At 65.4% G+C, this 14,177-nt stretch carries 11 protein-coding genes; 7 read left to right on the forward strand and 4 right to left on the reverse strand.

What is annotated here, in order from left to right:
- Together Q8N40_RS21660 and Q8N40_RS21665 are read right to left on the reverse strand one after the other, a co-directional pair.
- Positions 1-525, reverse strand: a 525-nt coding sequence (locus tag Q8N40_RS21660; RefSeq protein WP_305713249.1) for a dihydrodipicolinate synthase family protein, incomplete at its 3' end; no start/stop codon positions are given.
- A gap of 171 nt (positions 526-696) precedes the next feature.
- The gene (locus Q8N40_RS21665) at positions 697-1,971 is read right to left on the reverse strand and encodes an MFS transporter (RefSeq protein ID WP_305713250.1); all 1,275 of its coding nucleotides are present in this window, start codon (positions 1,969-1,971) and stop codon (positions 697-699) included.
- A 241-nt stretch (positions 1,972-2,212) separates the two neighbouring features.
- On the opposite strand from Q8N40_RS21665, the gene Q8N40_RS21670 reads away from it, so the two are divergent.
- Genes Q8N40_RS21670 through Q8N40_RS21685 form a run of 4 tightly spaced genes read left to right on the forward strand, consistent with a single transcriptional unit; the run spans position 2,213 to position 6,830 of the window.
- Entirely contained in the window at positions 2,213-2,866 is a 654-nt protein-coding gene (locus Q8N40_RS21670) for an ABC transporter ATP-binding protein (RefSeq protein ID WP_305713251.1), read from the forward strand.
- Entirely contained in the window at positions 2,863-5,325 is a 2,463-nt protein-coding gene (locus Q8N40_RS21675) for an FtsX-like permease family protein (protein WP_305713252.1), read from the forward strand. The genes Q8N40_RS21670 and Q8N40_RS21675 overlap by 4 nt, the downstream gene beginning before the upstream one ends.
- Complete coding sequence (locus Q8N40_RS21680) at positions 5,315-6,403, forward strand: lipocalin-like domain-containing protein (RefSeq protein ID WP_305713253.1); 1,089 nt, start codon at positions 5,315-5,317, stop codon at positions 6,401-6,403. The genes Q8N40_RS21675 and Q8N40_RS21680 overlap by 11 nt, the downstream gene beginning before the upstream one ends.
- A 31-nt stretch (positions 6,404-6,434) precedes the next feature.
- Positions 6,435-6,830 (forward strand): MAPEG family protein, encoded by a 396-nt coding sequence (locus Q8N40_RS21685; RefSeq protein ID WP_305321470.1) that lies wholly within the window; start codon positions 6,435-6,437, stop codon positions 6,828-6,830.
- Between the two features lie 16 nt (positions 6,831-6,846).
- On the opposite strand, the gene Q8N40_RS21690 is transcribed toward Q8N40_RS21685, so the two are convergent.
- Both Q8N40_RS21690 and Q8N40_RS21695 read right to left on the reverse strand, forming a co-directional pair.
- Positions 6,847-8,025, reverse strand: a complete 1,179-nt coding sequence (locus Q8N40_RS21690; RefSeq protein ID WP_305713254.1) for an AraC family transcriptional regulator — start codon at positions 8,023-8,025, stop codon at positions 6,847-6,849.
- A 33-nt stretch (positions 8,026-8,058) separates the two neighbouring features.
- Positions 8,059-9,255, reverse strand: a complete 1,197-nt coding sequence (locus Q8N40_RS21695) for an ABC transporter substrate-binding protein (RefSeq protein ID WP_305713255.1) — start codon at positions 9,253-9,255, stop codon at positions 8,059-8,061.
- Between the two features lie 296 nt (positions 9,256-9,551).
- On the opposite strand from Q8N40_RS21695, the gene Q8N40_RS21700 reads away from it, so the two are divergent.
- The 3 genes from Q8N40_RS21700 (at position 9,552) to Q8N40_RS21710 (ending at position 14,167) form a co-directional block, all read left to right on the forward strand.
- Positions 9,552-11,303, forward strand: a complete 1,752-nt coding sequence (locus Q8N40_RS21700; RefSeq protein ID WP_305713256.1) for an acyl-CoA dehydrogenase family protein — start codon at positions 9,552-9,554, stop codon at positions 11,301-11,303.
- Between the two features lie 143 nt (positions 11,304-11,446).
- Positions 11,447-12,601 carry an iron-containing alcohol dehydrogenase gene (locus Q8N40_RS21705; RefSeq protein ID WP_305713257.1) on the forward strand — a complete coding sequence of 385 codons (1,155 nt, stop codon included), beginning with the start codon at positions 11,447-11,449 and terminating at the stop codon, positions 12,599-12,601.
- Positions 12,602-12,616: 15 nt separating this feature from the next.
- Entirely contained in the window at positions 12,617-14,167 is a 1,551-nt protein-coding gene (locus Q8N40_RS21710) for an AMP-binding protein (protein WP_305713258.1), read from the forward strand.
- The last annotated feature ends 10 nt before the right edge of the window (positions 14,168-14,177 follow it).

Raw genomic sequence — 14,177 nt, forward strand, 5'->3', positions numbered from 1 at the left:
CGTCCAGTCCTTGATGGCGCGGATGGTCGGCACTTCGTCGAACAGCCGCTCCAGCGTCGCCGCCGGATAGCCCTGCCCTGACGCGAGCGGGTACTGAAAGACGATGATGGGCAGATCGCTCGCGTCCGCGATGGCCTTGAAGTGAGCCAGCGCCATCGCCGGCGACTGGCCGAGGGTGAAGGGCGCCGGCGGAAACACCAAGAGCGCCGAGGCGCCGCCGTCCTGCGCCTGCCGGGCGATCCGCGCCGCCTGCAGGCTGCCGTCGGCCCAGACACCGTGAATGACCGGCAGCGTGCCGCCGACTTCCTCGCCAGCGATCGCCATGACGCGGCGTTGCTCCTCGTCGGTGCAGGAGGCGACCTCGGTCGAGTGGGCATTGATCGTGATCGCCGACAGTCCCTGCACGGAGGCTACGTCGCGCAGATGAGCCCGAAAACCCGGCTCGTCGATCGACAGGTCGTCGTGGAACGGCAGCAGCGCCGCCGGAATGACGCCGTGTGGCACGAAATCTGGATGGCGGCTCATGTCTCGTCTCCTTTGGTGTTTTCTCGTTCCATTCTTACCTCTCCCGCTTGCGGGGGAGGTCGACGCGCTCGCAAGAGCGCGGCGGGTGGGGGAAATCTCTCGACTGGCACTGGCGCATGCGGAGACACCCCCACCCCGGCCCTCCCCCGCAAGCGGGAGAGGGAGAAGAACTCACGCGAATTTCGGTTGCGCCGCGGCCTGGGCCAGCAGCCGCGCGCGTTCGGTGTTGGGCCACAGCAGCAGTAGGCCGAGCAACCCGGATACGATCATGATGACCGCGTTGATGGTGAAGCCGGTCATGTAGCCTTCGAGCGGGGTCGCCGCATGCTTGATCACGGTGCCCATCACCCACGGCGCCAGGATTCCGGCGAAGGTATAGATCGCGCTGTAGATTCCGATCACCGCGCCGCGCTGCTGCACCGGCGTGAATTCGCCCAGCATCGGCGGACAGACCACATAGATCGCGCCGCACAGCCCGGGTCCGAGCACCAGCAGCACGACCTGCAGGCCGGCGCCGTTGACATGCGGCATCGCCAGCAGGATCAGGCCGCCGACGATCAGCGGCACCGAACCGAGCACGCCGCGGGCGCCGCGGGTGGTGAAGCCCCGCGTCAGCATTACCTGCGATATCCACCCGGCCAGCAGCACGATGACGGCGCCGAACACCCAGGGCAGGACCGTGATCCATCCCGCATCCTTTTGCGTGAAGCCAAGCCCCTCGATGATGAAGGATGTGAACCAGGTCAGGCCGAGCGACAGCGCCCAATAGGAGCCGAAGGCCGCGGCACAGCAGCCAATGAAAGTGCGCGACGTCAGCAGCTGGAAATAGGGCACACGGGGATCGGCTGCGGCCATCGCGACGGTCTGCACCAGCGGTCCTTCCCTGCCCATCACCAGCCACGCCACCACCCACATCAGGCCGACCACGCCGAGCGCGCCGAACGCATAATGCCAGCTGTGATTGACGATGATCCAGTTCAGCGCCGGCACCGCGAGAATCACGCCGAACGCCGAGCCCTGCGCCAGGATCGCGGTGGGCAGCGTCCGCTTCTCGTCCGGGAACCATTTGTACAGCGCGTGCACCGCCACGGCGAACGCCGGCCCCTCGCCGGCGCCGAGGATGATGCGGCAAACCACCAGCGTGGTGAAGCTGACGGTGCCGACCATCGGGAACTGGGCCAGGGCCCAGATCACCGCCATCGCCAGCAGCACCCAGCGGGTATCGATGCGGTTGACGATGAAGCCGACCGCAAGGGCCGAGATCGAGAACAGGAAGAAAAACGAGGATCCCAGGAAGCCGAACTGCTCGGGGTCGAGCTGCAGCTCCGCCTTGATCGGGACGCCGGCGAGGTTGACCACGATCTTGTCGGCGAAATTGACCAGCATGAACAGGAACAGGAGAAACGTGATGGTCCAGGCGCCCTTGAGCGTCGGTTGCGTGGTCATGGGGTCCCCCGAGTTTTGGCAGCTGGCCTGTTGATCGGCCTCGCCGGATGCTACCCGTGAGGCAAGCGGCAGCGCAACCGGGCATTTCCGGACGGATGACGGACCGCAGTGCCCGGCAACGCCTTCACGATCACGTCGCCGCCACGATTGAGACCGTGATCTGGCGGCCCGCCCTTGGTATACTGGGCGATCTTTCAAAGAGGCATCGAATCCGCTTGGCATCGCAACCGGCAATCCCATCGTGCTGAGCGTCAGGAACCTGACCAAGACCTATCGCTCGGCCGGCGAGCAGGTCGCGGTGCTGCGCGGCGTCAACCTCGATATTTCGGCCGGCGAGCGTGTCGCACTGACGGGCGAGTCCGGCAGCGGCAAGAGTACCCTTCTGCATCTGATCGCCGGGTTGGATGCGGCCGATGGCGGCGAGATCACGCTCGCCGATATCGCCGTCGCCGATCTCGGTGATGCCGGCCGGGCGGAATTGCGGCGCGACCGGCTTGGCCTGGTGTTCCAGCAGTTCAATCTGATCCCCAGCCTGAACGTCGAAGACAACCTCGCCTTTCAGTCCCGTATTGCCGGCCGCCATGACGCCGTCTGGCATGCCGAACTGGTGGAACGGCTCGGGCTCGCCGCGCTGTTGCAGCGCTATCCCGAACAATTGTCGGGCGGACAGCAGCAGCGGGTGGCGATCGGCCGCGCGCTGGCGACAAAACCGCTGCTGCTGCTCGCCGACGAGCCGACCGGCAATCTCGACGAGGCCACCGCGGATGAGGTGCTGGCGCTAACCCGCGATCTGGTGGCGCGAACCGGCTGCGGCTTCCTGATGGTGACGCACAGCGAGCGGCTCGCCGCCACGCTCGACCGCCGGATCCATCTCCATGCCGGATTGATCGCATGAGCCGGGCGCTGTGGATTCTTGCGGTTCTGCTCAGTCACTGGCGGCGGCACCCGATGCAACTGGCGACCCTGCTGATCGGACTGATCTCGGCGACCGCGCTGTGGAGCGGCGTGCAGGCGCTGAACGCGCAGGCGCGCAGCAGTTACGACCGCGCCGCCGCGACCTTCGGCGGCGCGCGAACCGCCATGCTGGTCGGCCGCGACGATGCGGCCTTTCCGCAGGCACTGTTTGTCGAACTGCGCCGCGCCGGCTGGAATGTGTCACCCGTGCTCGAAGGCCGCATTCAGATCGGTGGACGCGCGTTCAGGCTGCTGGGCATCGAACCGGTCACGCTGCCCGGCGAGGTCGGCGACGCGCCGACGGTCGGTCGATCAGGCCTGCAGTCCTTCGTGACGCCGCCGGGCGAAATGCTGGTGGCGCGCGAGGTGCTCACCGATCTCAATCTGCCGGAAGGCGCACGGCCTTCGACCAGCAGCGGAACCTTGCTGCCGCCGTTGCGCGTGCAATCGCAAATGGCGCCTGGCGTGCTGGTGGTCGATATCGGCATCGCCCAGCAACTCCTGAACATGCCGGACCAGATGTCGCGGCTCTTGATCGGCAAGACGAAAGGCCCGCGCGCAGCGCTGGAAGCCGTCGCCGGCGACAGGCTGCTTCTGGTCGAGCCGGATGCGGAAAGCGATCTCGAACGGCTCACCGACAGTTTCCACCTCAATCTGACGGCGTTCGGCCTGCTGTCATTCGTGGTCGGACTGTTCATCGTCAACTCGGCGATCGGGTTGGCCTTCGAGCAGCGGCGGCCGATGCTGCGAACGCTGCGCGCCTGCGGGGTGTCGGCGCGGATGCTGAACGCGGTGCTGGTGATCGAGCTGGTGGCGCTGGCGCTGATCGCGGGCGTCATGGGACTGGTGTGCGGTTACTTCATCGCGGCTTCCCTGTTGCCCGATGTCGCGGCATCGTTGCGCGGGCTCTATGGCGCGCAGATTCCCGGGCAATTGACGCTGCGGAGCGAATGGTGGATCGCCGGCCTCGCGATCTCGGTGCTCGGCGCCTTGGCGGCGGCGGCCGCGAGCCTGTTGAAAGCCGCCCGCCTTCCGGTGCTGGTGGCGGCGCAGCCGCAGGCCTGGCAACAGGCACAGCAGCGCTGGCTGATACTGCAGAGCGCGGTCGCGCTCGCGGTGTTCGCCACCGCTGGTTTCCTGCTGTGGTATGGCGACTCGCTGCTGTCAGGGTTCGCCGTGCTCGCGGCCCTGCTGCTGGCCGCAGCACTTATGCTGCCGGCGATCCTGGAGCGCGTGCTGTCGCTGGGCCAGCGCAGCGCGCGCCGCCCGCTCGCGGTCTGGTTCTGGGCCGATAGCCGGCAGCAACTCTCGGGACTCTCGCTGGCGCTGATGGCGCTGCTACTCGCGCTCGCCGTCAATGTCGGCGTCGGCACCATGGTGGAAAGTTTCAGCCGGACGTTTGTCGGCTGGCTCGACGGCCGGCTGGCGGCGGATGTCTATGTCAGCGCCAAAGACGATGCGCAGGCGACCGCGATCAGGGCCTGGCTGCGTGCGCGCCCCGAAGTCGAGGCGATCCTTCCCGGCGGCCGCGCCGACGCGCAATTTCGCGGCGCCCCGATCGAGGTGCTGGGCCTGCCCGACCACGCCACCTACAGCGAGCACTGGCCGCTGCTGGAATCCAGCGGCAATGCCTGGGTTCGGCTGCGGCCGGGCGATACAGCCCTGATCAGCGAACAACTGGCCCGGCGTCTGAAACTCGGGCTCGGCGACCGCATCGAGGTGCCCGCGCCCGGCGGCAACTGGCCGCTCGAGATCGTCGGCATCTATGCCGATTACGGCAACCCGAAGGGCCAGATCACCGTCAACTACGCCGCGCTGACCCGGCGCTTTCCCGGCATCCCCGCCACGAGGTTCGGCCTGCGGGTCGCGCCGCCGGAGATTCCGGCGCTGCTATCGGCAATGCGTGAAAAATTCGGCCTCGGTGACCGCAGCCTCGCGGATCAGGCCACCATGAAGGCCGAGTCGAAGCGGATTTTCAGCCGAACCTTTGCGGTGACCGCAGCGCTCAACACTTTTACTCTCGGGGTGGCCGGCATCGCACTGCTGACCAGCTTGCTGACCCTGAGCAATTCCCGACTGCCGCAGCTGGCGCCGTTATGGGCGATCGGAATCACGCGGCGGCGGCTGGCCGCGATCGAGCTGGTCAAGACCATGTCGGTGGCGCTGATCACGGCGCTGCTGGCGCTGCCGCTCGGCCTCCTGGTGGCGTGGTGCCTGATCGCGGTGGTGAACGTCAAGGCGTTCGGCTGGCGGCTGCCGTTTCACGTATTCCCGCTGCAACTGCTCGAACTGCTGGGTGTCGCGATGGCGGCCTCGCTGCTGGCCGCCCTGCTTCCCGTGCTGAAACTGGCGCGCATGCAGCCGGCCAGCCTGATCAAGATTTTCGCCGATGAACGCTAGCATCAAACTATCGCGCCGCGCCTTCGCCGGCGGACTTGCCCTGCTCGGGCTCGGCGGTGGAGCAGCACGTGCGCAGGGTTTTGCCGGGCTCGGCGAGAACGCGGAAGGGTTTGCAACCGTGGTGCCCGGCAGGACCTTTACGTTTCCCGCCGATCACGGCCCGCATCCGGAATTCCGTATCGAATGGTGGTACGTGACGGCGAATCTGAGGGATGCCAGCGGTGCTGCCTATGGCGCGCAGTGGACGCTGTTTCGCCAGGCCATCCGGCCGGGCACGCAGCAGCCAGGCTGGGCCAACCAGCAGATCTGGATGGGCCATGCCGCGGTGACATCGGCGGAAACGCACCGATATGGCGAAGCCTTTGCGCGCGGTGGCGTCGGCCAGGCCGGCGTCGAGACAAAACCTTTTCACGCCTGGATCGATGGCTGGGACATGCGCGGGCTTGATGGCATGCTCGACGCCACGTTGGCGCCGCTCGACCTCAAGGCGTCGGGCTCCGACTTTTCCTACGCGCTGCGGCTCGACGCCGACCGGTCGCTGGTGCTGCAGGGAGACGCCGGCTACAGCCGGAAATCGGACCGCGGACAGGCGTCGTATTATTACAGCCAGCCGTTTTTCAACGTTAGCGGCCTTATCAGCATCGGCGACAGGCCCGTCGATGTCACCGGCCTGGCCTGGATGGACCGGGAATGGAGCAGCCAGCCGCTTGGCCCGGACCAGACCGGATGGGACTGGTTCTCGCTGCATCTGAATACGGGAGAAAAACTGATGCTATACTGGCTGCGCCAGCAGGACGGCCGCAACAAGATGTTCGGCAACTGGATCGCGCCCGACGGCCGCTCGGTCGAAATAGCATCGGCCGACAACAGCATCACGCCGATTGGGATGACCGACGTCGCCGGCCGCAAGATTCCGACCGCATGGCGCGTCGCCATTCCCGCCCGCGGCCTTGCCATCGAAACCACGCCGCTGAATGCCAAGAGCTGGATGGGGACCAGCTTTCCCTATTGGGAAGGCCCGATCCACTTTGCCGGCAGCCACGCCGGATTAGGATATCTTGAAATGACCGGGTATTAGGTCCGCGACGCTTCAAGAAGGAATCCCCGCGATGTACCATTTCACGGCGCTCGTCACCTGTCTCGCCATCCTGTTCTATTTCTTCACCGGCATCCAGGTGTCGAGAGCGCGGGTGGCGTTCGGCATCAAGGCGCCGGCGACCTCGGGCCATCTCGATTTCGATCGGGTGTTTCGCGTGCAGATGAACACGCTGGAATGGATGCCGATCTTCCTGCCGTCGCTCTGGCTGTTTGCGATCTATATCGGCGACCTCTATGCCGCGGTGCTCGGCCTGATCTGGATCGCCGGCCGCGGCCTCTATTTGACCGGCTATTCGAAGGCCGCCGCCAAACGCGGCCCGGGCTTTGCCATTCAGGCGCTGGCCGGTGTCATTCTCTGGGCCGGCGCGCTGGGTGCGATCGTGTGGCGGATCGTGCAGGCGTCGTGACGCAGCCTGATGGCCGTCAAGTCCGCGAGATGGTCTCGGAAGGAAGTTCGCCGAAGGCCTCGCGATAGTCCCTGGCGAAGCGACCGGGGCTGACAAAATTGCATTTGAACGCGATCGCGGTCACCCTGACGCTGGGGCCGCCCGCCATCAGCATCTCTCGCGCGCGCCTTAGCCGGATCAACCTGGCGAAGGCCATCGGCGAATAGCCCCGGCTGCGATCGAACGCCCTGAAGATGGATCGCGCGCTGACGCCGGCTTCGGCCACCAACCGGTCGATCGTGATCGCCTCGTGCCAATGGGCTTCAATGAATTCCTCAAGTCGCCGGACAACAACGGGCGCAGCCTCCTTGTCCTGCATTTCCAGCAGATGCCTGAAGGTGTGCCGGCCCGCCCAGAGAAAAGAAATCTGCACCGCCTGTTCGAGCTCCCGGCATGCGGCCACGGGCATGCTCGACGCCGCCGAATCCAGTTGGTGCGACAGGAAATGCAGCAATTGGTACAAACCCCGCGCGTACGGCTCGTTCGCGTCGAGCGCGGGATCAAACCTCATCTCTCCCCTCGGCTTGACGCCCAGAATCGCCGTCAGCTTGTGCAACAACCTTTCCGGGTCGATCCGGAGCGTGAGACGTTCATGTCCGGCCTCGCAAGCCGAACGAGAGGTGACGCCGGCCGCAGTGATCGCGAACCGGCCGGCATCGATGGCGGTCACCCGGCCCTCGGCTGAAATCGCCGCGCGGCCCTTGAGCGGGATTTGAAGCCGGATGAAATCCGCCTCCAGCAGATCCGCGGCGAGATCGCAGCTGGTGGCGCCATACGCCAGGCCGATGTCGGGCAGGCTGACCAAATTTACCCGCGCGCGGAAGTCGGCGGTGTTGCCCAGATCGATCCGGACCGCGCCAAGCAACGTCGAACCGTAATGCCGCAACACCTCCGGATCTGATGTTTGAAACATCGGGTATCGATGTAACGGCTCGGCTTCGCTATTGGCCATCTTGTTAGCCTGACTATGCTGTTGCTGTATCTCTCCATTTTCCGCAGCCAAATTACCAGCAATCAGTTTCATCTGAACGCCCTGTTTTTCCCGTAAAACTACGGGGTTGAGAAGATGTGAGGGCGGCCGATGCTCAACGAGCGGCGCAGTGCTCAAATTCCACCATTCGCCGCGCCGTCCCTGCAAGGAGACGGCGCGGCGCATCAGGGCTCGCCCGCGATCAAACCGTCGCCGCGATCATTTCGTCAGCGGGCACCCGCTATCCTTTGCCGACGGGAACGCCTTGTCGCCCGGCACCACCGCGAGCTGCTGGTAGTAGTCCCAGGGCTTCTTGGACTCCGACGGCTTCTTGACTTCGAACAGATAGAGGTCGTGCACCATGCGGCCGTTTTCCAGCACCTTGCCGCCTTGCGCGAACTGGTCGTCGACCGGAAGCTCCTTCAGCTTCTTCGCTACCGCTTCGGTGTCCTTGGTGCCGGCGGCCTTGACTGCCTTCAGGTACGCCAGCGTCGCCGAATAGGTGCCGGCCTGGATCATGTTCGGCATCCGGCCGGTGCGCTTGAAGAAACGCTCGGCGAGTTCGCGGCTCCTGTCGTCGCGATCCCAGTAATAGCCCTCGGTCAGCACCAGCCCCTGCGCGGCTTCGAGGCCGAGGCCGTGCACTTCGGCCAGCGTCAGCAACAACCCGGCCAGCTTCTGGCCGCTCTTGACGATGCCGAACTCGGCCGCCTGCTTGATCGAGTTGGTGGTGTCGAGGCCGGCATTGGCGAGCCCGATGATTTTCGCTTTCGAGCTTTGCGCCTGCAGCAGGAACGACGAGAGGTCGGAAGAGTTCAGCGGGATGCGAACCTGGCCCAGGACCTTGCCGCCCTTGGCCCTGACGAAATCGCCGGTGTCCTTTTCCAGCGCATAGCCGAAGGCGTAGTCGGCGGTCATGAAGAACCAGGTATCGCCGCCCGCATCCACCAGCGATCGGCCGGTGCCGTACGCCAGCGCGCGGGTGTCGTAGGCCCAGTGGAATCCCCAGGGCTGGCAGGCATCGCCGGTCAGGCGCGAAGTCGCAGCCCCCACCACGATGTCGATCTTCTTCATCTGCTTCGACAAATCGTGCACCGCGAGGGCGACCGACGAGGTCGTCAGCTCGGTGATCATGTCGACGTTCTCGAATTCATACCAGCGCCGCGCGATGCTGACGCCGAGGTCGGGTTTGTTCTGATGGTCGGCGGAGACGATCTCGATCCTGTGGCCGAACACGCTGCCGCCGAAATCCTCGACCGCCATCTTCGCCGCCTCGAACGACCACTTGCCGCCGTAATCCGCATAGACGCCCGACTGGTCGTTCAGGATGCCGATCTTGACGCCCTGCGCCGACACCGGAACCGCCAGCACAAGGCCGCATGCCGCAACGCCGGCCGACAACAATCGCAACCTCATTCTTGTCTCTCCATTTTCTTGAGTTCCGAGCACGATATTTTACCCCGGGAACGCGCACGATTTCATTGGGATCGGGCCCTCGCGGATCGCCAGCCCCGAGGATTCCGTCTTGTCGAGCCTTCAGCGGCACTATGCCGCCCGGTGCCCTCATTTCGAAGACGGCATTGAGATACGGCGCGAAATCGTTGATGCTCAGCGTCGCGATATCGGCGATGATACCATGGCAATATCCCTGCGGTTGAGCATTTCCTGTGGCACATCATGTGCGCCCGGCTATCGAGAACGAGGTCCGCCCCATGCACGCGCCTGCTTCCCACCCATCGTCCGGCGGCGCCGATCGCATCGCGCCTGACGGTGCGGGACAGAATTTCTATGCCATCGACCGCGGGCTGCGCGACCTGCTCCGGCTGTATCTGCAACCCCACGACTTCTCCCGGCTCGAACCTCACTTCGACCGGCTCGGCGCGCTGGCCGGCGGCCAACTCGACGAACTCGCCAGAACCGCCGACAAGCACCCGCCGGCGCTGCAGGCGCGCGACCGCTTCGGCCGCGACGAGGACTGGATCGACTACCATTCCTCCTACCGCGACATGGAGGCGATCGCGTTCGGCGACTTCCAGTTCCACGCCATGAGCCACCGCGCCGGTACGCTCGGCATGGACCGCCCATTGCCGGCGGTGGCCAAATACGCGCTGCAATATCTGTTCGTGCAGGCCGAGTTCGGGCTGATGTGCCCGATCAGCGTCACCGACACCTCGATCCATCTGATCCGCAAATTTGCCAGCCGCGAGTTGCAGGATTATCTGCTGCCGAAGATGCTGTCCGGCGACCTCGCCACGATGTGGAAGGGCACGCAGTTCATGACCGAACGGTCAGGCGGCTCCGACGTCGGCGGCATCGAAACCACGGCCCGCAAGGTCGACGGCATATGGCGGCTCACCGGCGACAAATGGTTCTGCTCGCATGCCGACGCCGATGTCGCACTGCTGCTGGCGCGGCCCGAGGGCGCGCCGTCCGGCACCAGAGGACTCGCGCTGTTCGCGATGCCGCGCCGTCTCAGGGACGGCAGCCGCAACGCCTATCGCATCGTTCGCCTCAAGGACAAGCTCGGCACGCGGTCGATGGCGTCGGGCGAGATTCTGCTGGAGGGCGCCGAGGCCTGGATGGTCGGCGAGGCCGATCGCGGCCTCAAGCAGATGATGGAGCAGGTCAATCTGTCGCGGCTGTCGCATGGCGTTCGCGCCGCGGCGATGATGCGGCGCTGCGTCAACGAGGCGATGATCTGCGCGCGCCATCGCGTGGCGTTCGGCAAGACCATCATCCAATATCCGCTGCTGCGCCGCCAGTTGCTCAAGATCATCGTTCCCGCCGAACAGTCGCTGTCGATGTTCCTGTTTGCCGCCAGCGCCATGGACCGCGCCACTGCCGGCTCGCGGCCGGCCGAGGACTGCCTGCGCATCCTGACGCCGCTTTTGAAGTTCCGCGCCTGCCGCGACAATATTCCGGTGGCGACAGGCTCCATGGAGGTCCGCGGCGGCAACGGCTACATCGAGGAGTGGGTGCATGCGAGGCTGATCCGCGATGCCCATGTCGGCGTGCTCTGGGAGGGCACCAGCAACATCAACGCGCTCGATATCGTCACCCGGGCGGTCGGCAAGAGCCGAACGCACCGCACGCTGGCGGTCGCGCTGACCAACCTGCTCGATCACGCCCGCTCCATCCCCGCCGCGTTTCGCGACCGCCTGCGCACCGCGCTGGCGCGGACACTGACACTGGTCGAGCGCGTCGCGGCCGAGCCGGCGCTGGAAGCCAATGCGCGGCAGGCGGCAAGCGCGCTCTATCACATCACCAGCGCCATCCTGATGACCTGGGAAGCCGCCCAGCCGGGCGCCGATGCCCGCCGCGCGCTCTATGCGCGTCTGGTCCTCGACCATCGACTAGGCGCGCAGGACCCGCTGGCGCCCGGCGATGACGAACGCGAAGCGGCGGAACTGGTGCTTTCGCAGCGGCCGGTGTCGCTGGCGGAGGTTGTGGAGTTGCTGGACTAGCGGAAGCCGCGCGCGTGACGCTTACCCTCCCCTCCAGGGCCCCTCCGGGGGAATTGTGCAGGATTTCTGGTTTCCCTCCCCCCGGACTCCGCTAGATTGCCTGCAACGGTCGCAACAAGACCAGGACTTGCGGGAGGACAATCGTGCACAAGGGACGTGTCGTGTTCGGCGCCATGGACGAGGTGGTTTTTGGAACCGCCGCCGCCGAGGCGATCGTGGCCCAGGTCGACCGGCTCGGCGTCAGCCGCGCGTTCCTGATGGTCAGCGGCACGCTGAACCGTGAAACCGGCGAGATCGACAAGATCAAGGCCGCGCTGGGCTCGCGTTGCGTCGGTACGTTCGATGCGATGCCGGCGCACACGCCGCGCGCCGCTGTGATCGCGGCGTCCGAACAGGCCCGCGCCGCCGACGCCGACCTCATCGTCACGGTCGGCGGCGGCTCCATCACCGACGGCGCCAAGGCGGTGCAGATCTGCCTCGCCAACGATGTTCGTGATGTCGAGGATATCGACAGGGTCCGCGACCACAAGGGCGGCTCGCCCAGAATGAATCCACCGACCGTGCGCCAGATCAGCGTGCCCACCACGATCGCGGGCGGCGAATTCAGCGCCATTGCGGGCGTCACCAACGAACGCACCAAGGTCAAGGAGCGGCTGGCCCATCCGCTGGTGATGCCGCGCGCGACAATCCTCGATCCCGCGCTGACCGTGCACACGCCGGAATGGCTGTTCCTGTCGACCGGCATCCGCGCCGTCGATCACTGCGTCGAAGGCATTTGTTCGCGCGAGGCGCATCCCTACGCCGACGCCCAGGCGATCAAGGGATTGTCGATGCTGGCGCAAGGGCTGCCGCGGGTGAAGGCCGACCCCGGCGATCTCGACGCAAGGATGGATTGCCAGATCGGCACCTGGCTTTCGATGGGGCCGTTGTCGTCCGGCGTGCCGATGGGCGCCAGCCACGGCATCGGCTATGTGCTCGGCGCCGTGTTCGACGTCCCGCACGGCTACACCTCCTGCGTGATGCTGCCCTCGGTGATGCGCTGGAACAAATCCGTCAACGCGGAGCGGCAGGCGCTGGTATCGGCGGCGATGGGCCAGCCCGGCCAGGATGCCGGCGACGTGCTCGATGCCTTCATTCGCGGGCTCGGCATGCCGCGCAGCCTGCAGGACGTTCGGATCGGCCCCGAGCATTTCGACCGCATCGCCGAGCAGGCAATGGGGACGCCGTGGGTCCCGCGCAACCCGCGCAAGATCGATTCGTCAGCGCAATTGCGCGAAATTCTCGTTATGGCCGCCTGAGAGACTGGAGAAAAAATGTACACCGGCAAACATGCTCATCTGCGTCCCCTGCAGCCCGCTTTCATCATGGCGGGATCCGGCGAGACCGTGACCTATCGCGAGCTGGAGGCGCGGAGCAATCGCCTCGCGCATCTGTTGCGCAATCTCGGCCTGAAGCGGCTCGATCACTATGCGATCTTCATGGAAAACAACAGCCGCTATCTGGAAACCTGCGGCGCCGGCGAGCGCTCCGGGCTGTACTACACCTGTATCAATTCATATTTGACGCCGGGCGAACTCGCCTACATCGTCGGCAACAGCGACTCCCGCGTGCTTTTTACCTCCGTCGCAAAACTCGACGTCGCGCGCGAGGCGCTCAAGGAGTGCCCGAAGGTCGAGCTCTGCATCGTGGTCGACGGCCCCGGCGAGAGCGACCGCATCGTCGGCCTGCGCGAAGCCACGGCGGGACTGCCCGGCACGCCGATCGCGGACGAATATGTCGGCACCGCGATGCTCTATTCGTCCGGCACCACCGGACGGCCAAAGGGCATTTTGCGACCGCTGCCGGAACAGCCGGCGACGCAGCAGCTTCCGCTGTTCGATTTCCTGATCAAGCTCTGGCAGTACCGTGAAGGCATGATCTATCTGTCGCCGGCGCCGCTATATCATTCGGCGCCGCAGGCCGCCGTCAATCTCGCGATCAAGAGCGGCGCCACCGTCATCATCATGGAGCAGTTCGATCCCGAGCATTACCTCGATTTGATCGAGCAATGGGGCGTCACTCATACCCAGCTGGTGCCGACCATGTTCTCGCGCATGTTGAAGCTGCCGGAGGCCAAGCGCAACGGCCATGACCTGTCGTCGCTCGAGATCGCGATCCATGCCGCAGCGCCGTGCCCGGCGGCGGTGAAGGAAGACATGATCAAATGGTGGGGCCCGATCATCCACGAATATTACGGCGCCACCGAAGGCCTCGGCTTTACCGCCTGCAACAGCGAGGAATGGCTGGCGCATAGAGGCAGCGTCGGCCGCGTGCTGCTCGGCGATCTCCACATTCTCGATGAGGACATGAAGCCTTGCCCGATCGGCACGCCGGGCACGGTCTGGTTCAAGACCGCGACGCCGTTCGAATATTTCAACGATCCGAACAAGACCCAGGAGGCGCGCTCGCCTGACGGCAGCATGAGCACGGTCGGCGACGTCGGCTATGTCGACAAGGACAATTTTCTGTACCTGACCGACCGCGCGACCTTCATGATCATCTCCGGCGGCGTCAATATCTACCCGCAGGAATGCGAGAACCTGCTGATCACCCATCCCAAGATTGCGGACGCCGCCGTGTTCGGCGTGCCCAATGCCGATCTCGGCGAGGAGGTGAAGGCCGTGGTGCAGCCGATGCCGGGCATTACGCCCAGCGCTGATCTGGCCGACGAACTGATCGCCTTCTGCAGCCAGTCGCTGTCGCGCCAGAAAGTGCCGCGCTCGATCGACTTCGAGGCGGAACTGCCGCGGTTGCCGACCGGCAAGCTCTACAAGCGGCTGCTGCGCGACCGGTACTGGGGCGACAAGACGTCCCGGATTCTGTAAAGGCGGCAAC

The organism is Bradyrhizobium sp. (genome assembly GCF_030693485.1).
Lineage (GTDB): Bacteria > Pseudomonadota > Alphaproteobacteria > Rhizobiales > Xanthobacteraceae > Bradyrhizobium.